We start from the raw sequence: 19,416 nt of genomic DNA on the forward strand, positions 1-19,416 counted from the left end.
AGTGGCTGGATGATCGACCATTCCCGGTCGGTGAGTTCGTAGCGTCGGCGCGTCATTCAAGGCTCCCTTCGTTCGGAAGCCTTGAATCATGACACTCCGGAAAAACCAAGCCGATTTATGAGTTTACGCCCTAGAGCCGGTTGCGATCAGTCTCAGTCTGCATCATGCCGATGATCAGGTTGCGCGCGTGACTCCGCCCTCGGAAGGGCAGGTCACCGATGTGACGAATAGCGACCCGTTACATTGGGTACATGAAGACATCTGCATTATACATCATAAGAATATACGGTTTAATCACCGCAGATTCATATTATCGGCAGAATTATGATCGAAATGAATTACGCTCAAGGCGTAAAAGCAAAGCCTCATGGGTTATGAGATTCTGAACTACCTTACGGACCCAAATGGACGTGACCCTTTTTATGATTGGTTCAGTGGATTGAAGGACAGGCAGGCCCAAAAAAAGATTGCACGTCGCCTTAATCGCCTGGAGCTGGGTAACTTCGGTGACTGCGAGCCATGTCGGGACGGTGTCTGGGAACTTCGTTTCGAAGGGGGGTCAGGTTACAGGGTGTACTACGCGATTCCGGAGGCGGGCACGGTGTTGCTCCTTTGCGGTGGTGACAAGTCCTCCCAGGATAGGGACATCGACAGAGCATGCCGATACTGGCGAGAGTGGCAACAGCGCGCGTAGGACGGATCGCACAGACTCAATAGAAAGTGGTTTATGGTTTGCCTTATACTGGCCGGCCTTGTCGCGCCAGCCGGCCGACGGAGAGGTCCGTCCTTCCATCGGCCGGTATTAGCGCTGATCGCTCGAAATCGGAACCACCGGGGTGGGGCCGATTTCGAGCGTGACTCGGCGCGATCTGTTGGTTTCAGAGCGGAACGCCCGAATTCGAAATCACCATGCGATTCCGTATTCGGGCGTTCCGCTCTAGACCCATAAACGAGAATGCCGCCAGCGTCTTTTGTCTGGATCAGTGTACTAGCAGGGTGAGGGAGACCGTGGTGAGAAGCCGACCCCATGACGAGGCCATGGCCGAGATGTTCCGCGCGGACCCGGCATTCGCCGTCGAGCTGCTGAACGATATTTTGGCCGACGGGGATCAGGCCGAGCTGCTGATCACCTTGCGGCAGATGTCCAAGGCTTTCGGCGGTGTGCCCCGGATCGCCGAGCAGGCCGGATTGAACCCGACCCAGCTCTATCGAACGCTCTCCGAGCGCGGCAATCCCGAACTGCGCAGTCTGCAGGCGATTCTGCAGGCCATGGGGCTGCGTCTCGCCGTGCAGCCACTGGACCGCGCTTCTTGACCTATGCGGGGCGCTCCGTGCGCTCCACCATCCGCGCGGCCAGCCGCACCCGGGCTGCCGGCAGCGGCTGGCCGCGCGGGTCGAACACGTGGCGCGCCAGGAAGAACCCGGCGAGGCGCAGCCCGTCCGCGACACCGGCGGGCGTCATGTCGGCGGGGGCTCCCGTGCGCAGGAAGGCGGGCAGCGGCAGCAGGCGGTCGCGATAGGGCTCGCCCGCGGATGCCGAGACCGCCCGCCCGCTCTTGGGCGAGACATAGACGAGATCGTCGTTGGTGCCGGTCGCGGCACAGGCCGACAGGTCGAGCCCGTAGCCCAGATCGGCCAGCAGCCCCAGTTCCCATAGGACGTACGCGGCCTCGCATGGGGTCGGGGCACCCTCGGCCAATCCCGCCAGCAGCGCCACCGTGTCGGCATAGACCTGCGGCACCGCCTCGCGCTCGGGCAGGGTGGCATCGGCGACCGCGCAAGCGGCGGCGAGCACCGCCAGGCGTCCGGGATCGGCCATCACCCGGGCCGCCACGGCGTCCATCATTTCCGCTGTCGACGTGCCCAGGTGGTTGGGCAGGCGTGCCCGCCAGGTGGCGCGCACCCGGTTGCCCGGCTGCCACAGCCCACGCGCCGCCTTGCCGGTGCCGCCGCGCACCAGCCCGCGCTGGCGGCCGTGCGTCGCCGTCAGCACCGCGGCCACCAGGCTGGTCTCGCCGTGGGGCCTCGCGGACAGCACGATGGCCTCGTCGCGCCACTCGACCGCCATGGCCCTACCCGACGACCAGGGCGAGGGCGAACACCCCCATGCCGGCCAGGACGCCGCCGAACCCGGTGAAGATCAGCACCGGCGGCAGCCAGCGCGGCAGTCGCCAGACATGCTGGCCCACCAGCACGACCAGGCTGACGGCGCCAAGGGCGAGCAGGATCAGGGCTGTTGCGTTCATGGGGACCCCCGATGCCGTGCGATCAGGCGTCGTAATCCAGACCCCAGTCGGTGTAGTGGCGCCGGTCCTCCCACAGCCGCTCGTGCACCTTGACGTAGAGGAACAGGTGCACCGGCCGCTCCAGCAGGTCCGCCATCTCCTGGCGGGCCGCCGTGCTGATCGCCCGGATGCGCGTCCCGCCCTTGCCGAGCACGATAGCGCGCTGGGTGTCGCGCTGCACATAGACCACCTGGTCGATGCGCACCGAGCCGTCCGGCCGCTCCTGCCAGGACTCGGTTTCGACCACCGTAGCGTAGGGCAGTTCCTGGTGGAGCTGGTGGAAGATCTGCTCGCGGGTGATCTCGGCCGCCCACAGCCGCTGGGGCAGGTCGGAGACGTCGTCCTCTGGGAACATCCAGGGGCCAGGCGGGACCGTGCGGGCGAGATGGTCCATCAGGTCGCCGGTGCCGTCGGCCTTCAGGGCGGAGAGCATGAACACGGCCGCGAACACGCCGGTGGCGTCCAGGTCCGCGGCGAGCGCCAGCAGCGACGGCCGCTTCACCAGGTCGACCTTGTTGAGCGCCAGCAGGCAGTCGGTGCGCCCCTGGCCGTTCAGGCCCTCGATAATGCGGCGGGTGTCGTCGTCGACACCGCGCTGGGCATCCACCACCACCAGCACCTGATCGGCGTCGGCGGCGCCGTCCCAGGCGGCGGCGACCATCGAGCGCTCCAGGCGGCGCTTCGGCACGAACACGCCGGGCGTGTCGATGAACACGATCTGCGCCGGCCCGTGCAGGGCCACGCCGCGCACGCGGGTGCGGGTGGTCTGCACCTTGGGGCTGACGATCGAGACCTTGGTGCCAACCAGCGTGTTGACGAGCGTGGACTTGCCGGCGTTGGGCGCGCCCATCACGGCGACGAAGCCGCAACGGCTGTCGCCCTCGCGCACGTCGGCGGACGGGCCGGGGGCCTCGGGCGGGGCGGTGGTGCGGTCGCTGTCGGTCATGCGGGGTTCAATCTGTCCATCAGCAGGGCGGCGGCGCGCTGTTCGGCCTGGCGCTTCGACGGGCCGTCCGCCTGCGCCGGCGGGTGTCCCTCCACGCGCGCCGCGACCGTGAAGGTGGGGGCATGCGCCGGGCCGGTGGTCGCCACCGTCTCGTAGACCGGCAAGGGCAGGCCGCGGCCCTGCGCCCACTCCTGGAGGGTCGTCTTGGCGTCCTTGGGCGGCGCCGGGTCCTCGCCCATGAGCGGGGTCCAGCGGGTGCGGACGAAGCGCTCGGTGGCCTCGAACCCGGCATCCAGGTAGAGCGCGCCCAGGACCGCCTCGCAGACGTCCGCCAGCAGCGCGGGGTTGTCGCGCCCGCCCAGGTCCTCCTCGCCTCGCGACAACCGCATGAGGCCGGGCAGCCCCAGGTCGCGCCCGACGCGGGCCAGGGTTTCGCCGCGCACCAGCGCGGTGTGGCGGCGTGCCAGCGAACCCTCGGCCTCGGCCGGGAAGCGGTCGAAGAGAAGATGCGCGATCACCAGGCTCAGCACGCGGTCGCCCAGGAACTCCAGCCGCTCGTAGCTGCGCGGCCCCCCCCCGACGCTGCCGTGGGTCAGGGCCTGGGCCAGCAGGCGGCGGTTGCCGAACCGGTGCCCCAGCAGTGCTTCCAAGGCGGCGGTGTCCTCGGGGGCGGCCGCGGCGGCGCGGTCCCGGGTCACGGCGGTGCCCCTCATTCGACGGTGTTGAACAGACGATCCACGCGGATGGCCAGCGGCCATTTCCACACCTCCCACAGCGCCGCCGAGCCGTCGGTGGAGAAGAACAGCAGATCGGCGCGGCCGACCAGGTTCTCGAACGGCACGAAGCCGACATCGGCGCGGCTGTCGGCGGAGTTGTCGCGGTTGTCGCCCATCATGAAGTAGTGCCCCTCGGGCACGGTGAACTCGCGGGTGTCGTCCAGCGGGCCGGTGTCGCGGCGGTCCTCCAGGATGACGTGGCTGCGGCCGTTGGGCAGGGTCTCGCGGTAGCGCGGCGAGCGGTGCACGCTGCCGGCCTGATCGTGCCAGACCGCATCCTGCAGGCGCTCGCGCGGGGCCGGCCGACCGTTGATGTGCAGCACACCGCCGACCATCTGGATGCGGTCCCCGGGCAGGCCGATGATGCGCTTGATGTAGTCGACGGAGGGGTCGGACGGCAGCTTGAACACCGCCACGTCGCCCCGCTCGGGCTCGGACGCAAGGATGCGGCCCGAGAACGGCGGGAAGCTGAAGGGCAGGGAGTGCCGGCTGTATCCGTAAGAGAACTTCGAAACGAACAGGTAGTCGCCGATCAACAGGGTCGGCACCATGGACGCCGACGGGATGTTGAAGGGTTCGAAGGCCACGGTGCGGATCACGATGGCGATCAGGACGGCGTAGATGACGGTCCGGATCGTCTCGCCGAACCCGCCGGTCTTCTTTTTCTGCATGAAGACGCTCGTGTAACCCTGACAGGAAGAGGACGCGCGAAAGACCGCACGGGGAAGGCGGGCCAGCGTGCAGGGATCAAGCCAGCCCGCCCCGGGTAAGTCAAGACGGGCGACGTCAGGACGGCCCCGCCGCGGCCTGGCGCACCTGTGGCGTCGGCCGGACCTCGTCCATCAGCGCCCGCATGCGCCGGATCGACGCCTCCAGGCCGACGAAGATGGCCTCGCCGATCAGGAAATGGCCGATGTTCAGTTCGCGAACGACCGGGATGGCCGCCACCGGCTGCACGGTGTCATAGGTCAGGCCATGGCCGGCGTGGATCTCCAGTCCGGCCTCGGCGCCAAGGCCGGCGGCGGTGCGCAGCCGGTCCAGTTCGCGGGCGCGGGCCTCGCCCTGGACCTCGCAGAAGGCGCCGGTATGGAGTTCCACCACCGGGGCGCCGAGGGCCACGGCGGCCTCGATCTGGCGCGGGTCGGGCTCGATGAACAGCGAGACCCGGATGCCGGCGTCGCCCAGGGCGCCGACGACGCGGGCCAGGTGGTCGCGCTGCCCGGCCACGTCCAGGCCGCCCTCCGTGGTCCGCTCCTCGCGCCGCTCGGGCACGATGCAGGCCGCGTGGGGGCGGTGGCGCAGGGCGATCTCCAGCATCTCGTCGGTGGCCGCCATCTCCAGGTTCAGGGGCAGGGCGATCTCGCGGCTCAGGCGCACGATGTCGTGGTCGGAGATGTGACGCCGGTCCTCGCGCAGGTGGGCGGTGATGCCGTCGGCATCGGCGGCGGCGGCGATGTGCGCGGCGCGCAGGGGATCGGGGGTGAGGCCACCGCGGGCGTTGCGGATGGTGGCGACGTGGTCGATGTTGACGCCGAGGCGGAGGGGGCGGGAGGTCATCGCGGATTGGCCTTCTTGCTTGTTATGGGGCTTCATGTCGTCGGGTGTCGCGGCGCGGGCCGTCGCGCGGCGGCGCGACAGCCTGCTTGGCATATAGGGCGCCGGCGCGGCCCTGTCGCGGTGGCGGGCATGGAAACGGGGTTATCGGCGGGCGCGTTCGACCGAATTCACCGCGTTCGAGGCGCGCAGGGCGGCAATGATGTTGGTCAGGTGGCGGACGTCGCGCACCTCCACGTCCACCACCATGTCGAAGAAGTCGGCGGTGCGGCCGGTGATCTTGAGGTTGGTGATGTTGCCCATGTTCTTGGCGATGACCGTCGACAGCTCCGACAGCGAGCCCATCTGGTTTCCGACCACCAGGCTCAGGCGGCCGGTGTGCAGGTCGATGGAGGCGTCGTCGTCCCAGCTCAGGTCCAGCCAGCGTTCGGGCTGGTTGGCGTACTGTTCGAGCTGGTCGCAGTCGATGGTATGGATCGTCACCCCCTTGCCCGTGTTGACGATGCCGACGATGCGGTCGCCCGGCAGCGGGTGGCAGCAGCGCGCGTAATGGATCGCCATCCCTGGGATCAGGCCCTTGATGGGGATCGGCCGGCCGGTGCTGTCGGCGCGCGATTTGCTCCAGGGCTTGCTCAGAGGTTGCAGGGCGCGGGCGATGCGCGGCACCGCCTTGATGCCCGGGTAGACGGCGGTGACCACGTCGCGGGCGCTGGTGGTGCCGGCGCCGACCTCGGCGCACAGGTCCTCGACGGTGGGCGCGCGGAAGCGGGTGATCACCCCCTCCAGGCCCTTCTCGGTGAACTGGTAGCCGGCGCGGCTGAACTCCTTGACCAGCATCTGGCGGCCCAGGTCCAGATACTGCTCGCGCTGCTTCAGGCGGATCCAGCGCCGGATCTGCGCCCGCGCCTTGCCGGAGACGACGAAGTGTTCCCAGTCCGGCGAGGGTGTCTGCGTCTTGCTGGTGGCGATCTCGACCTGATCGCCGTTCTTCAGGACGTGGCGCAGCGGCACCAGGCGGCCGTTGACCTTGGCGCCGGCACACTTGTTGCCGACATCGGTGTGGACGGCATAGGCGAAGTCGACCGGCGTGGAGCCTGCGGGCAGGTTGATGACGTCGCCCTTGGGGGTGAAACAGAACACCTGGTCCTGGTACATCGCCAGCTTGGTGTGTTCCAGGAACTCGTCCGGATTGCTGGTGTGTTCCAGGATCTCGATCAACTCGCGCAGCCAGCGGTACTGGGTGCCGTCGAGGGTTTGCCGGGCGCCCTGTTTGTACGACCAGTGCGCCGCCACGCCGCGCTCTGCCACCTCGTGCATGGTGTGGGTGCGGATCTGCACCTCGATGCGCTGGTTGCGCGGCCCCATGACGGCGGTGTGGATGGACTGGTATCCGTTGGCCTTGGGGGTCGAGATGTAGTCCTTGAAGCGGTCGGGCACCATCCGGTAGTGCGCATGGATGACGCCAAGCGCCCGGTAGCAGTCCTCCAGCGTCTCGACCAGCACGCGGAAGGCCATGATGTCGGAGAGCTGCTCGAAGCCGACTTCCTTGGCCTGCATCTTGCGCCAGATGGAGTAGGGGCTCTTCTCGCGCCCCGAGACCTGGGCCTGGAGACCCTGTTCGGCCACCACCTGCCTCAGTTCGTCGAGGATCACCGGCACCAACTCGCCGCCCTGCTCGCGCAGGTAGTCCAGGCGGGCCAGGATGGAATCGCGCGCTTCCGGGTGGAGCTGCTTGAAGGCGAGATCCTGGAGTTCGTCCTTGATCTCGTGCATGCCGATGCGCTCCGCGAGGGGCGCGTAGATCTCCATGGTCTCGACGGCGATGCGCTGGCGCTTCTCGGGCTTCTTGATGAAGTGCAGCGTGCGCATGTTGTGCAGGCGGTCGGCCAGCTTCACCAGCAGCACGCGGATGTCGTTGGACATGGCCAGGACAAGCCGGCGGAAGTTCTCCGCCTCGCGGGTGGTGCCGTCGGCCTGAAGCTTGATCTTGGCGAGCTTGGTGACGCCGTCGACGAGGGTCGCCACCTCCTCGCCGAACAGGCGGGTGACGTCCGCCAGCGTGGCCGAGGTATCCTCGATGACGTCGTGCAAGAGCGCCGTGATGATCGAGGCGCTGTCGAGCTTGTAGTTGGTGAGAATGCCGGCGACCTCGACCGGATGCGAGAAGTAGGGGTCGCCGGAGGCCCGCATCTGCGAGCCGTGCATCTTCATGGCATAGACGTAGGCGCGGTTGAGGACCGCCTCGTCGGCGTTGGGATCGTAAGCGCGGACGCGCTCCACCAGTTCGAACTGTCGCATCATGGCGCGACCCTCCGCCCGTCCGGTCCCGCCGGGTCCACGACCGAGCCGTGGCGGGGCCGGTGCCGTTCGGGAGCGGTGTCGCGCCGCCTGATCCTTGTCCGTCTTCGACCGACCGCTGTCATCCTATCTGCTGTCGCACCTCTGCCGAGCGCGGCACCGCGCCTCAGCGGTCCTCGCCGTAGGCCGGGGGATTGTCCGGATCGTACTCCTCCACCGAGGGCGCCTGCTCGGCCGCGCTCTCTTCGGCCTCGCCGCCGTCGCCGTGGACGGTCAGACCATCGGCGAATACCTCCTCGGCTTCGTTCGCGGCCTCGCGCACGTCCACCGGGATCTGGCGCTGGGCGGCCAGGGCGTCGAACTCGTCCTCTTCGGGTTCATCGGATTCGACGTGCTTCTGCAGGCCCTGGATCAGCTCGTTGGTCACCTGATCGGGTTCGACCATGCGATCGGCGATCTCGCGCAATGCGATGACCGGGTTCTTGTCGTTGTCCTTGGTCACCGTCAGGGGGGCGCCGGCGGCGATGTCGCGCGCCCGCTGGGCGGCCAGCAGCACCAGTTCGAAACGGTTTGGAATGCGTTCAATACAATCCTCGACGGTCACACGCGCCATGTCTGTCTCCCGACGACAAAAACCCAAATGAACCAGACTATATAGCGGCCCGGGCCGGCAGCCGCAAGGCACCTGTTGCGGCGCTCGAAGGGGCGACGCCCGGCGCGCGGCTGCGATCGACCCCGCGGTTCGGAACGGCCTGGACGTCCGTCCGCGTTATCCGAACATCACGTCATCCGAAGATCACGTCCGGCAGCCAGGTCGCCAGCTCCGGCCACATGGCGAGCACGCTCAGCCCCACAAGCTGGATCAGGATGAACGGCGCCACGCCCTTGTAGATGGACATGGTGCGGATGCTCGGCGGCGCCACGCCGCGCAGGTAAAACAGCGCGAAGCCGAACGGCGGCGTCAGGAACGAGGTCTGCAGGTTCATCGCGATCATCACCCCGAGCCACACCGGGTCGACGTCCATGCGCAGCAGGACCGGCCCCACGATAGGCACCACCACAAAGATAATCTCGATGAAGTCCAGGAAGAAGCCGAGGATGAACATGACCAGCATGACCACCAGCATGGCGCCGAACACGCCGCCGGGCAGGTTGGTCAGGAACTCGTGCACCATCTCCTCACCGCCCAGGCCCCGGAACACCAGCGAGAACAGACCGGCGCCCACGATGATGATGAACACCATCGAGGAGATCATGAGCGTCTGCCGCATCACCTCGTTGAGGATGCCCATGCGCCAGACCCGACGCAGGCTCTCGCCGATCCCCAGGAACACGACCGCGGTGCAGGCGATGGCCACCGCGATGCCGATCATGTCGCCGCCGCCGATGGTGTCGCGGGCGACGCGCAGGTCGACCACGCGCGCCAGCACCAGCATCAGCACCAGGGCGCCGAAGGTGGCCAGGATCGGCCAGCGCGCGCTCGCTTCCAGCTTCAGGCCGCCCAGCAGCAGGGCGCCGACGGCGCCCACGGCGGCCGCCTCGGTCGGCGTCGCCACCCCGGTCAGGATCGACCCCAGGACCGCCACGATCAGGATCACGGGCGGCAGCAAGGCGTTGGCGAGGGTGCGGATGGTCTGCCAGGCGCTGCGTTCGTCGTCGACCGCATCGTGGATCGCGGGCGCGGCCTGGGGCCGCAGCCAGGCGTTGGCCGCGACATAGGCGATGTACATGATCACCAGCCCCAGACCCGGCAGCAGCGCGCCCGCGAACAGGTCGCCGACCGAGACCGGCTCCGGTGACCAGTTGCCGAGGGCGCGCTGGGCGTCGGTGTAGGCGTTCGAGATCTGGTCGCCCAACAGCACCAGCACGATCGACGGCGGGATGATCTGGCCCAGGGTGCCGGCGGCGCAGATGGTGCCGCAGGACAGCGCCGGCTCATAGCCGCGGCGCAGCATGGTCGGCAGCGACAGCAGGCCCATGGTCACCACGGTGGCGCCCACGATGCCGGTGGAGGCGGCCAGCAGCGCACCCACGATGCACACCGAGATGCCCAGGCCGCCGCGCAGGGTGCCGAACAGCTTGCCCATGCTGTCCAGCAGTTCCTCGGCCACGCGCGAGCGTTCCAGCATCACCCCCATGAACACGAACAGCGGCACCGCGATCAGCACCTCGTTTGTCATGGTGCCGAAGATGCGCTGCGGCATGGCCGCGACGAAGCTCATGTCGAACGCGCCGATGACCCAGCCGATGACGCCGAACAGCAACGCAGAGCCGCCGAGCGTGAAGGCCACCGGGAATCCGGCCACCAGGAACAGGCAGGTGCCGGCGAACATGATGAGGGCGAAGATTTCGCGTTCCAGGAGGGTCATCGGGCGGCTCCCCCGGAGGCCGGCGCGGTGTCCTCATGGTCGTAGCCGCCGAGGGTGAGCAGCGACCGCGCGATCACCGACAGACCCTGGAGGATGACCAGGCCGCCGAAGACCAGGATGACGCTCTTCAGGAGGTAGACCCCCTGGATGCCGCTGGTCTCCTTCGAGCCCTCCATGACGCGCCAGGAGTTGGCGACGTAGGGCCACGACACCCAGAGCACCAGGACGCAGAACGGGATCAGGAACAGGACCGTGCCCAGCAGGTTGACGAGGGCCTTCCGGCGCGGCGACGCCTCGCGATAGAACACGTCGACGCGGACATGGCCGTCCTGCAACAGCGTGTAGCCGGCGCCGACCATGAACAGCAGGCCGTGCATGTAGGTGATGCTCTCCTGCATCCAGATGAAGCCGAGCCCGAAGACGTAGCGCAGGACGACGACCAGGAACTGCACCAGCACCATGATCAGCGCGAGCCAGGCCGTCGCCTGCCCGACGGTCCCGTTGATGCGGTCGATGGTGCGCGCGAACGCGTGAAGCGACACCCCGGACTCCTCTTGAACCTGGAGATCTGTTGAAGCGGGAGGTCTGACCCAGGACACCGGGTGCGATCCGCACACCGGGCGCCCCTGGTCCGCTGTTCCGGGGACGCCGCGGGGTGCGGCAGACGAGGGACGTGTATGGGGGGACCGGCCGCCGCTTGGCAAGTCCGTCCGACCGGTCCGGACCCACGCTCCGACGCCGGCCGAGATCCGCGATCCCCTCGGGGCGCGGCGGCGGGCGCTGTCAAACGGAACGGGGGTCCCCGCTGGGGACCCCCGGGCCGACGGGCCGCGCTACTCCTTGGCGGCGTAGGTGTAGGGCAGCTCGCGCGCGTTCCAGTAGGCCTGGTCGGCGATGCGCGCCCAGCCGATGGCCTTGGAGCGGAAGTCGACGAAGGAGTCGTAGACCTTCTGGGTCATCGCGTCGCCGGCGGCGACCTCGGCGACCACCTCGCCGGCGGCGGTGCCGATGGCGGTCAGCACATCGTCGGAGAACCGCCGCAGTTCCACGCCGTGCTCGTTGATGAGGGTGGCGAGGGCGTCGCCGTTGCGGGCGTTGAACTCGGCCAGGGTGTAGTCGTTCTCGGCGGCGGCGGCGGCCTCGATGATGGCCTTGTCTTCGTCGCTCAGGCTGTTCCAGACGTCCAGGTTGACGCCGCCGGACAGCGCCGTGCCGGGCTCATGGAAGCCGGGATAGTAGTAGTACTTGGTGACCTTGTAGAACCCGAAGGCGAGGTCGTTCCAGGGGCCGACCCACTCCGTGGCGTCGATGGCGCCGGACTGAAGGGCCGGGAAGATCTCGCCGCCGGGCAGCGAGACGGCGGCGGCGCCGATGCGGCGCAGCACCTCGCCGCCGAGGCCCGGCATCCGGATCTTGAGGCCCTTGTAGTCCTCCAGGCTGTTGATTTCCTTGTTGAACCAACCGCCCATCTGGACGCCGGTGTTGGCCACCAGCATCGGCTTGATGTTGAACCCGGCCGACAGCTCATCCCAGAGCTGCTGCCCGCCGGCGTGGTAGATCCAGGCGTTGATCTCGGTGGCGGTCAGGCCGAACGGCACGGCCGCGAAGAAGTTGAACGCCTTCGACTTGCCCTGCCAGTAATACTCCGCGCCGTGGTACATATCGGCGGTCCCGGCGGACACGGCATCGAACGCCTCGAACGCCGGCACCAGCTCTCCGGCCGCGAAGACCTTCACGGTCAGACGACCGCCCGACATGGCGGTGATGCGCTGCGCCCACCGTTCGGCGCTGGTGCCGAGGCCGGGGAAGTTCTTCGGCCAGGTGGTCACCAGCTTCAACTCGCGCCGGTCCTGCGCGATGGCGGGCGTGGCGAGGCCGGCGGTGGCGGCGGCGCCCACGCCGGTGGCGGCGGCGCCGGACAGGAACTCGCGACGTTTCATAAGCCGTTTACTCCCTCTTTTCCTTATCCGTGTGATGGCCCGGTTCTGCCGGTTCTGCCTGCCCTGTCCAAGGCCCGACCCGGACCCGGACGAGGCCGGTGTCACTCGTTCATGCGCCACCACGACCCGGGTCTTGCGGTTCCAGGCGCGCGACCCCGAATGAGGGACAATGAGTAGACCAAGACTGCCAGGAACGGAAGGATCATTTCGGTCAGGTATTTTGACGCAATGTTGCGCCTCGGTCGCCCCCGCGGCACAGTCGCCGCCGCGCGCTCCGGGACAGCCGGGATGGGGAGGACAGGATGCTGGTGGCGGTGTTCACGGACTTCGGCCTGGAGGGGCCGTACACGGGCCAGATGAAGGCGGTCCTGCACCGCGACGCGCCCGGTGTGCCGGTCGTCGACCTGCTGGCGGACGCGCCGGTGTTCGATCCGCGCGCGTCGGCCTACCTGCTGGCCGCGCTGGTGCCGGCCCTGCCCGCGGGCAGCGTGGTTCTGGGTGTGGTCGATCCGGGGGTGGGGTCGGATCGCGGCGCGGTCATGGTCGAGGCCGACGACTGCTGGTACGTGGGGCCGGACAACGGACTGTTCGCCCTGGTGGTGCGGCGGGCGCGGACGGCGCGGGCGTTTCCGGTGTTCGAGGCGCCGGGGGCCGTCAGCGCCAGCTTCCACGGCCGCGACGTGTTCGCGCCGGCGGCCGCCCGCCTGGCGTGCGGTGAGCGCCCCGAAAGAGGCGCCGCCCGGGCTCCGGCGACGGTTGACCGGCCGGACTGGCCGGACGACCTGGACCGGATCGTCTACATCGACCGCTACGGCAATGCCATGACCGGTTTGCGGGCCGGCCGGCTCGACCCCGGGGCCGAGCTGGTGGCCCATGGCCGTCCGGCGCGGCGGGCGCGCACCTTCTCCGATGTGCCGGTGGGCCAGGCGTTCTGGTACGAGAACGCCAACGGTCTGGCCGAACTGGCCGTCAACCAGGGCCGGGCGGCCGATGCCCTGGCCTTGCGCCCCGGCGACGCCATCGGCATCCGCGACCCGCGGTGACGGCCGGCGGGCGCGGCAACGCTGGTGCCATCCGGATTGGCATTTCCGCGTGTGATCGCGTACGGTTCCGATCTGGACCGTGGCGCGTCGGGCGCCGACCGGAGACGGAACCGTCGGATGGGGTGCTGGCTCAAGTTCTGGGGGGTGCGCGGCAGCGTGCCCTGTCCGTCGCCCGCCCACGTGATCTACGGCGGCAACACGAGCTGTGTGGAGGTCCATCTGGACTCTCAGCACATCATCCTCGACGCCGGCACCGGGATCCGCGCCCTGGGCAAGGCCCTGCTCGCCGCGCGGGTGGAGCGGGCCACGCTCCTGATGACGCATACCCACTGGGACCACATCATCGGGTTCCCGTTTTTCGCCCCGGCCTACCGCCCGGACTTCGCCCTCGACATCCTCGCCGGGCACGTGGCCCACAACGGCGGCATCCGTCGCCTGTTCTCCAGCCACATGTCCGACCCGATGTTTCCGGTGCCGCTGGAGGCGATGAGCGCGCGGATGCAGTTCCGTGACTTCCGTCCGTGGGACACCTTCCACCTGGGCGAGGCGGTGCGGGTCGTGACGGCGCCCCTGAATCATCCCAACGGCGCCACCGGCTACCGGCTGGAGTACGACGGGCTGGTCGTCTGCTACGTCACCGACACCGAGCACGTCCCGGGCCAGCCCGACCGCAATGTGCTCGGGCTGATCGACGGGGCGGACCTGGTGATCTACGATTGCACCTACACCGATGAGGAGTTTCCGGCCAAGGTCGGCTGGGGCCACTCCACCTGGCAGGAAGGGGTCCGGTTGTGTCGGAGCGCCGGGGTGCGCCAGCTCGCCGTGTTCCACCACGACCCGGATCACGACGACGCCATCATGGGCCGTTTGGAAGACGAGGTGCGCCAGGTCTGGCCCAGCGCCCTGGTGGCCCGGGACGGCATGGAACTGACCCTTCGGGCGTGAGGGCGCGCCGGGGCGCCTCCGTCCGCGTCCCGCTCAGCGCGGCATGACGCGGATGGAGACGCGCCGGTTGATTTCCTGGTTGTTGGGCAGCGCGGTGCCGTCGGGGGCGCGATTGGGCACCTTCGGGACCGTATCGGCATAGCCGACCGCCCGCATGCGCTGGTCCGCCACGCCGTTCTCCGCCAGCAGGCGCACCACCCCGGTGGCCCGGGCCGCAGACAGCTCCCAATTGGACGGAAACCGCGGCGTGCTGACGGGCTGGTCGTCGGTGTGACCCTGCACCTCGATCTGGAAGTTGCGGTACTTGGGCGAGTCCAGGGTGACCGCGACCCGCTCGAACACCGGAACGGCCTCCTCGCGGATGGCGGCCGAGCCCGGCCGGTAGAAGGCGGCGCTGGCGAACTCGATGACCAGGCCCTGCTGGTCGACCCCGAGCCCGACCACGTCGTCCACCTTCATCAGCTCGATGGCGGCCGTGATGTCGTTGCGCAGGGCCTCGATGGGGCGTTCGATGTCGCGCTGACCGATCCCCTTGGCCATACCGGCCTTGACCTGTTCGAACAGAACGGGGTCGACCCTGGAGATGGCGGCGAGCAGGATGAAGAACGCCAGCAAAAGGGTCGCCATGTCGGCAAAGGTGGTGACCCAGTCGTCCTCGCGCTCCTGCCGCGTCGCCTTGTGTGTCCAGCGCTGGCCCAGGTTCTCGAACATGGCCGGGTCCTCCGCCGTGTCATGGTCTGCTGCGCATCATGCTGTCGATGCTGAAATGCAGGGTCGGATCCAGGAAGCTGTTCATCTTGTCCTGAATGTAGCGCGGGCTCTTGCGCTCGGCCAACAGCGCCAGGCCCTCCGCCAGCAGGTAGTTCCGGAACCGCACGATCTCCTCGCGCTGCTGCACCTTGTTGGCCGCCGGCAGGAAGATGAGCCGCGCGGCCAGAACCCCGTAGAGCGTGGTCACGAGGGCCACCGCCATGCCCGGGCCGAGCGAGGCCGGATCCTCGCCCATGTTGTCCAGCATGATGATGAGGCCCACGAGGGTGCCGATCATGCCGAAAGCCGGCGCCGTCGAGCCCATGTTGCGCAGGATGTCGGAATACACCGTGTTGCGCTGGAACGTGGTCTCGACCGTGTTGGCGAGGATGTCGCGCACCTCCTGGCCGGTATAGCCCGTGACGACCAGGTCGATGCCGTAGCTCAGGAAACGGTCGAGCTTGCGCGCCCGCGCGGCATCGCCCTCCAGTCCGGCCAGTCCGCCCTTCTGGATCACGTAGCCCCAGCGGATCACCCGCCCGACCTCGTGGGTGAGGATGGCACGCGTGACCTCGTTGGTCAGCAGAATACCCATCATCACCCGCAGGGAGTGGATGACGAAGCGCGGTTCGAACGAAATGAAGGTGGCCGCGAGGGTGCCGCCCAACACCATGATGAAGCTGGGCAGGTTGAGGAAAATGAAGACGTTGTCGGTGCTCAGGATGACCGAGCCGACGAACAGACCGAAACCGAAGACGACGCCAAGGATGGTGGCGATGGACATCCGGGCAGAGTCTCCCCCCAGCGAACCGCGCCCTCCGAAAGCGCGCCGTCCCGCAGGCGCGACGGGCGCTCTGAAGCGCCCCACCTCCGGCTTGACTTCGGGGCCATCGGTGCGATCCCGTCCGGGCCGGCAGGCGCGACCAGCGGGCACTCTAGCACGGGCCGTGCGCCGCAGCGCAAGCGGTGAACCGGGGCGGCGCCGACCGTTGCGCGGCCGGTTGGATCGCGCAGGCGCGTTGCACTGGAACCCTCATGGGAGCAATATCGGCATGCCCTGGCCGGCGCCGCGGCGGACTCCGTCCGGCGCCGGTGCCGATCACGGGCCGGGCGGGGGGATGCTGCGCCGGGACTGCCACGCGGTGCCGGCTCCCTGTCGCAGGACCGAACACCTCCCCTGCGGCCGCTCTCGCGCCAGGCATTCACTGGATACGGGTCCGGCCGGATGGACGTTGCCCTCCTGTTCCACCTTGGGTTCGCCCTGACCGGGCTGATGTTCGTGCTGGCCTTCGTATGGGCCGGGCACCGGGACGTCGTGCCGCCGGGCATGGCCGGATGGATCGCGGCGGCCTTCGGCCTCGACCTCGTCGGATCGCTGGTTCTGCTGGTCGGCGCCGCGCCACCGCAGGCCGGGACCTTCCTGAGCGCGTCGCTGCATGCCCTGGTGCCGGTCATGCTCCTCGGTGGCCTGCGCAGCGGCGGCACCAGCGGGGACCAGAGCGGTATGCTGCTGTCGCTCGTCGCGGTCACCCTGGGATGGACCGGCGCGGCGATGACGGCCGGCTTGGGGCCGCTTTGGGTCGACATGCCCGTGCATCTCTTCCGCGGTCTGCTCTTTCTGGCCTGCGCCTGGGTGGCGTGGCACCGATTCCGCGGTCGCGGCACCCTGATCGTTGCGCTCACCCTGGCCTCCGCCGGGGTGGCGTTCATCGGACCGCCCGCGTTGCTCCTCACGGATCCCACGGCCATGCCCTTCGCCCTCACCGCGGAACGGGTGCTGCTGTACGGGCTCGGCCTGGCGATTCTGGTCACCCCCTTCGAGGCGGGCGGGCGCAGCGACCGGCAACGCAAGCTGACGGCGGTGCAGGGAGCGCTCATGGAGGCCGTGGACCAGGCCGCGCTGGTGTTCGGACCGGACGGGTGTGTGTCCTGGGCCAACGCCGCGGCCTGTCGGCTGTTCGGTGCCGAGCCTGACGGGCTGACGGGCCGCGAATGGCGCCGCCTCCTGACCGGACTGGTGGAACGCGGCGCCGATCTCGACGCGCTGCCACTCGTGGGCGAGGGCATCGGCGGCGGGGCGGCGCCGGCCCAGACGGTCGTTGCCCGCTCGATGGACGGCGCCGAACTGCTGCTCGAGGTGGCCCGCGTTCCGCTGGCCGAGGCGCCGCCGGGGGGGGTGCCCCGGCGGGGGCAGGAGGGCGAGTCCGACATCGCCGTTCTGGCGGTCAGCCATTCCGGCATCGGGCATCTCACCGCCATGGCACGGCTTTCGCTTGAGATCGACGCCGACGTTCTGGGCGGGGTGGGGCGCGATCGGACCTGCGACCTGGTCTGCCGGCGTATCGCGGAGATCGAGGACGCATCCCTGGTCTGGGTGGCGCTCCGGGACCGGGCCGGTGTCCTGACCCTGACCGCCGCGGGCGGGGTCGATGCGACCGTGATGCAGGCGGGAGTCGGGGCGGCGCTGCCGGGGTGGCTGAGCGAGGCCGTCGAACCGGCCGTGGCCTTTCGGGCGCCGCGCCTGCTGTCCGAACCGGCCCGGGGGATCGGGCCGGCGGCCGTGCCCGATGCGTTCGACGACGCCATGCTGGACCTCATGACGCGACGGCCCAGCGGCGCGGTGTTCCCGCTGGCCTCCGGGGACACCGTCCTGGGCGTGCTGGTGGTCCATCCTGACAGCGGGACCATGGACAGAGGGGCTCGCTTGAGATGCGACGTCGTGGCCCGCCGCCTCGGCAACGCGCTGCGTCTGGGGCGCGAGACCGGGTTCCTGCGCTTGCAGGCCGCCGCCATGTCGGTGGCCGCCAACGCGATCTTCATCACCGACCGGGACGGTCGCATCGAGTGGGCCAACGAGGCCTTCACGGCGCTGTCCGGTTTCAGCACGGACGAGGTGCGCGGCAAGACGCCGCACATCCTGTTCTCCGGCCACCAGGATCCCGCGACCTATGAGGATCTGTGGGAGACCATCAAGACCGGCGACATCTGGCGCGGCGAACTGGTGGAGCGGCGCAAGGACGGCAGCCTCTATACGGTTCAGCAGACCATCACGCCGATGCGCGGTCCGGATGACGACGCCATCCATTACGTCGCCGTGCACGAGGACATCAGCGAGCGCAAGCGGGCCGAGGAGCGGATTCGCTACCTGTCGAACTACGACACCCTGACCCGGCTGCCGAACCGCACCCTGTTCCGCGACCGCCTGCACCAGGCGGTGCAGCAGGCCCGCCGCGTCCAGGGCACGGTCTCGGTGCTGTTCGTGGACCTGACGCAGTTCAGCCGCGTCAACGACACCCTGGGTCACGACCTGGGGGATCAGATCCTGATGACCGTGGGCTCGCGCATCAATGCCGCCGTCGCCGAGGAGGTGGATACCGTGGCCCGCATGGGGGGGGACGAGTTCGCGATCATCCAGAGCGGCCACAGCGGGGCGGAGGCCGCGGCCACGCTGGCGCGACGGCTGGCGCGCATCATCGAGACGCCGGTGGAGGTGGGTGAGAACACGGTGAACCTGCGGGCGACCGTCGGTATTGCGATGTATCCCGGCGACGGAACGGATCCGGACAATCTCATCAAGAACGCCGATCTTGCCATGCATCGGGTCGCCCGCGCCGAGGGCGAGGACTACCGGTTCTTCTCCAACGACATGAACAACGAGGCTCGGATTCGCCTCGACCTGGAGGCCGATCTGCGGCGCGCGCTGGAGCGCGGCGAGTTGGAGAACTACTATCAGCCTCAGTACGACATGAGCGGCGCCCTGGTCGGCATGGAGGCGCTGGTGCGCTGGCGCCATCCGATCCACGGCCTGGTGCCGCCGGGGCAGTTCATCACCGTAGCGGAGGAATCGGGGCTCATCATGCCGCTGGGCGAGGGCGTGCTCAACCGCGCGCTGTCCGACCTGGCCGGCTGGCGTGCCGCGGGACTCCCCTTGATTCCGGTGGCGGTCAACATCTCGGCGGTGCAGTTCCGGGACGCCGGGCTGGTGGACCGCATCTGCCAGGCGCTGGAGTCCCATCGGCTGCCGCCGGACGCGCTCGATCTGGAACTGACCGAGAGCATGCTGATGGGCGAGCATGCCGGGGCCGTCGCCTTCCTCAGTCAGCTTGCCGCCGAGGGCTTCCGAATCGCCATCGACGACTTCGGCACCGGGTATTCGTCGCTGAACTACCTAAAGCGATTCCCGGTGCACAAGCTGAAGATTGATCAGTCGTTCGTCCAGCACCTGCGCGAGGACACCAACGACACCATTCTGGTGCGCGCCATCATCAACCTGGGTCACAGCCTGGGCATGACGGTCATCGCGGAAGGTGTGGAGACCGAGGACCAACTCGCCTATCTGCGCCAGGAGGGGGCCGACGTGGTCCAGGGCTACCTGTTCAGCCGGCCGGTACCGCGCGACGAGATGGACCTGCTGCTGCGGGCGGAGGCCGGCGTGGGCGTGGCCCGGGGGGCCGGATCCCGCCGGTGAAGTGACGCGCGCCGCACGCCATACCGGCCAGCCGGTCGCGGC

Annotated in this window: 18 protein-coding genes; 5 read left to right on the forward strand and 13 right to left on the reverse strand. The window is 68.8% G+C overall.

Annotated elements, in window-relative coordinates:
* Window positions 1–367 precede the first annotated feature (367 nt).
* Together GGD88_RS12065 and GGD88_RS12070 are read left to right on the forward strand one after the other, a co-directional pair.
* The gene (locus tag GGD88_RS12065) at window positions 368–694 is read left to right on the forward strand and encodes a type II toxin-antitoxin system RelE/ParE family toxin (protein WP_184435787.1); all 327 of its coding nucleotides are present in this window, start codon (window positions 368–370) and stop codon (window positions 692–694) included.
* Window positions 695–1,038: 344 nt separating this feature from the next.
* Window positions 1,039–1,314, forward strand: a complete 276-nt coding sequence (locus GGD88_RS12070) for a helix-turn-helix domain-containing transcriptional regulator (RefSeq protein WP_221237128.1) — start codon at window positions 1,039–1,041, stop codon at window positions 1,312–1,314.
* Between the two features lies 1 nt (window position 1,315).
* Here GGD88_RS12070 and recO read toward each other — a convergent pair whose 3' ends face one another.
* The 11 genes from recO to GGD88_RS12125 form a co-directional block, all read right to left on the reverse strand.
* The gene (recO, locus tag GGD88_RS12075; RefSeq protein WP_184435791.1) at window positions 1,316–2,068 is read right to left on the reverse strand and encodes a DNA repair protein RecO; all 753 of its coding nucleotides are present in this window, start codon (window positions 2,066–2,068) and stop codon (window positions 1,316–1,318) included.
* A gap of 4 nt (window positions 2,069–2,072) precedes the next feature.
* A complete protein-coding gene (locus GGD88_RS12080) occupies window positions 2,073–2,246 on the reverse strand; it encodes a hypothetical protein (RefSeq protein ID WP_184435793.1) in 174 nt (57 codons plus the stop codon).
* Between the two features lie 22 nt (window positions 2,247–2,268).
* Window positions 2,269–3,231: a GTPase Era gene (gene era, locus GGD88_RS12085; RefSeq protein ID WP_184435795.1), complete on the reverse strand. Its 963-nt coding sequence runs from the start codon at window positions 3,229–3,231 to the stop codon at window positions 2,269–2,271.
* Window positions 3,228–3,944 (reverse strand): ribonuclease III, encoded by a 717-nt coding sequence (rnc, locus tag GGD88_RS12090; protein ID WP_184435796.1) that lies wholly within the window; start codon window positions 3,942–3,944, stop codon window positions 3,228–3,230. The genes era and rnc overlap by 4 nt, the downstream gene beginning before the upstream one ends.
* On the reverse strand, window positions 3,941–4,678 hold the full coding sequence (lepB, locus tag GGD88_RS12095; RefSeq protein WP_184435797.1) for a signal peptidase I: 738 nt from the start codon (window positions 4,676–4,678) through the stop codon (window positions 3,941–3,943). The genes rnc and lepB overlap by 4 nt, the downstream gene beginning before the upstream one ends.
* A 115-nt stretch (window positions 4,679–4,793) precedes the next feature.
* Window positions 4,794–5,564, reverse strand: a complete 771-nt coding sequence (locus GGD88_RS12100) for a pyridoxine 5'-phosphate synthase (protein ID WP_184435798.1) — start codon at window positions 5,562–5,564, stop codon at window positions 4,794–4,796.
* A 141-nt stretch (window positions 5,565–5,705) separates the two neighbouring features.
* Window positions 5,706–7,862: a RelA/SpoT family protein gene (locus tag GGD88_RS12105; protein WP_184435799.1), complete on the reverse strand. Its 2,157-nt coding sequence runs from the start codon at window positions 7,860–7,862 to the stop codon at window positions 5,706–5,708.
* Window positions 7,863–8,025: 163 nt separating this feature from the next.
* Window positions 8,026–8,472: a DNA-directed RNA polymerase subunit omega gene (rpoZ, locus tag GGD88_RS12110; RefSeq protein ID WP_184435800.1), complete on the reverse strand. Its 447-nt coding sequence runs from the start codon at window positions 8,470–8,472 to the stop codon at window positions 8,026–8,028.
* A 172-nt stretch (window positions 8,473–8,644) separates the two neighbouring features.
* The gene (locus GGD88_RS12115) at window positions 8,645–10,228 is read right to left on the reverse strand and encodes a TRAP transporter large permease (protein ID WP_184435801.1); all 1,584 of its coding nucleotides are present in this window, start codon (window positions 10,226–10,228) and stop codon (window positions 8,645–8,647) included.
* The gene (locus GGD88_RS12120; RefSeq protein WP_343056351.1) at window positions 10,225–10,770 is read right to left on the reverse strand and encodes a TRAP transporter small permease subunit; all 546 of its coding nucleotides are present in this window, start codon (window positions 10,768–10,770) and stop codon (window positions 10,225–10,227) included. Before GGD88_RS12120 ends, GGD88_RS12115 begins: the two co-directional genes overlap by 4 nt.
* A 291-nt stretch (window positions 10,771–11,061) precedes the next feature.
* On the reverse strand, window positions 11,062–12,168 hold the full coding sequence (locus GGD88_RS12125) for a TRAP transporter substrate-binding protein (RefSeq protein WP_184435802.1): 1,107 nt from the start codon (window positions 12,166–12,168) through the stop codon (window positions 11,062–11,064).
* 302 nt (window positions 12,169–12,470) lie between these two features.
* Between GGD88_RS12125 and GGD88_RS12130 the strand changes: the two genes are divergently transcribed.
* Both GGD88_RS12130 and GGD88_RS12135 read left to right on the forward strand, forming a co-directional pair.
* The gene (locus tag GGD88_RS12130; RefSeq protein ID WP_343056352.1) at window positions 12,471–13,211 is read left to right on the forward strand and encodes an SAM hydrolase/SAM-dependent halogenase family protein; all 741 of its coding nucleotides are present in this window, start codon (window positions 12,471–12,473) and stop codon (window positions 13,209–13,211) included.
* 117 nt (window positions 13,212–13,328) lie between these two features.
* Window positions 13,329–14,156, forward strand: coding sequence for an MBL fold metallo-hydrolase (locus GGD88_RS12135; RefSeq protein ID WP_184435803.1), 828 nt, complete (start codon window positions 13,329–13,331; stop codon window positions 14,154–14,156).
* A gap of 33 nt (window positions 14,157–14,189) precedes the next feature.
* Here the strand turns inward: GGD88_RS12135 and GGD88_RS12140 are convergent, their stop codons facing one another.
* Together GGD88_RS12140 and GGD88_RS12145 are read right to left on the reverse strand one after the other, a co-directional pair.
* On the reverse strand, window positions 14,190–14,867 hold the full coding sequence (locus GGD88_RS12140) for an OmpA/MotB family protein (protein WP_184435805.1): 678 nt from the start codon (window positions 14,865–14,867) through the stop codon (window positions 14,190–14,192).
* 19 nt (window positions 14,868–14,886) lie between these two features.
* A complete protein-coding gene (locus GGD88_RS12145; RefSeq protein ID WP_184435807.1) occupies window positions 14,887–15,690 on the reverse strand; it encodes a motility protein A in 804 nt (267 codons plus the stop codon).
* 441 nt (window positions 15,691–16,131) lie between these two features.
* Here GGD88_RS12145 and GGD88_RS19170 point away from each other — a divergent pair, with 441 nt between their 5' ends.
* Window positions 16,132–19,374 carry an EAL domain-containing protein gene (locus GGD88_RS19170; protein ID WP_184435809.1) on the forward strand — a complete coding sequence of 1,081 codons (3,243 nt, stop codon included), beginning with the start codon at window positions 16,132–16,134 and terminating at the stop codon, window positions 19,372–19,374.
* The last annotated feature ends 42 nt before the right edge of the window (window positions 19,375–19,416 follow it).

The organism is Roseospira goensis (assembly GCF_014197795.1).
Lineage (GTDB): Bacteria > Pseudomonadota > Alphaproteobacteria > Rhodospirillales > Rhodospirillaceae > Rhodospira > Rhodospira goensis.

What these genes read in the sequence shown, in the direction of transcription:
- GGD88_RS12065 (WP_184435787.1), top strand. Translation starts at nt 368, where the DNA reads ATGGGTTATGAGATTCTGAACTACCTTACGGACCCAAATGGACGTGAC.
- GGD88_RS12070 (WP_221237128.1), top strand. Translation starts at nt 1,039, where the DNA reads ATGGCCGAGATGTTCCGCGCGGACCCGGCATTCGCCGTCGAGCTGCTG.
- recO (WP_184435791.1), bottom strand. Translation starts at nt 2,068, where the DNA reads ATGGCGGTCGAGTGGCGCGACGAGGCCATCGTGCTGTCCGCGAGGCCC.
- GGD88_RS12080 (WP_184435793.1), bottom strand. Translation starts at nt 2,246, where the DNA reads ATGAACGCAACAGCCCTGATCCTGCTCGCCCTTGGCGCCGTCAGCCTG.
- era (WP_184435795.1), bottom strand. Translation starts at nt 3,231, where the DNA reads ATGACCGACAGCGACCGCACCACCGCCCCGCCCGAGGCCCCCGGCCCG.
- rnc (WP_184435796.1), bottom strand. Translation starts at nt 3,944, where the DNA reads ATGAGGGGCACCGCCGTGACCCGGGACCGCGCCGCCGCGGCCGCCCCC.
- lepB (WP_184435797.1), bottom strand. Translation starts at nt 4,678, where the DNA reads ATGCAGAAAAAGAAGACCGGCGGGTTCGGCGAGACGATCCGGACCGTC.
- GGD88_RS12100 (WP_184435798.1), bottom strand. Translation starts at nt 5,564, where the DNA reads ATGACCTCCCGCCCCCTCCGCCTCGGCGTCAACATCGACCACGTCGCC.
- GGD88_RS12105 (WP_184435799.1), bottom strand. Translation starts at nt 7,862, where the DNA reads ATGATGCGACAGTTCGAACTGGTGGAGCGCGTCCGCGCTTACGATCCC.
- rpoZ (WP_184435800.1), bottom strand. Translation starts at nt 8,472, where the DNA reads ATGGCGCGTGTGACCGTCGAGGATTGTATTGAACGCATTCCAAACCGT.
- GGD88_RS12115 (WP_184435801.1), bottom strand. Translation starts at nt 10,228, where the DNA reads ATGACCCTCCTGGAACGCGAAATCTTCGCCCTCATCATGTTCGCCGGC.
- GGD88_RS12125 (WP_184435802.1), bottom strand. Translation starts at nt 12,168, where the DNA reads ATGAAACGTCGCGAGTTCCTGTCCGGCGCCGCCGCCACCGGCGTGGGC.
- GGD88_RS12130 (WP_343056352.1), top strand. Translation starts at nt 12,471, where the DNA reads ATGCTGGTGGCGGTGTTCACGGACTTCGGCCTGGAGGGGCCGTACACG.
- GGD88_RS12135 (WP_184435803.1), top strand. Translation starts at nt 13,329, where the DNA reads ATGGGGTGCTGGCTCAAGTTCTGGGGGGTGCGCGGCAGCGTGCCCTGT.
- GGD88_RS12140 (WP_184435805.1), bottom strand. Translation starts at nt 14,867, where the DNA reads ATGTTCGAGAACCTGGGCCAGCGCTGGACACACAAGGCGACGCGGCAG.
- GGD88_RS12145 (WP_184435807.1), bottom strand. Translation starts at nt 15,690, where the DNA reads ATGTCCATCGCCACCATCCTTGGCGTCGTCTTCGGTTTCGGTCTGTTC.
- GGD88_RS19170 (WP_184435809.1), top strand. Translation starts at nt 16,132, where the DNA reads ATGGACGTTGCCCTCCTGTTCCACCTTGGGTTCGCCCTGACCGGGCTG.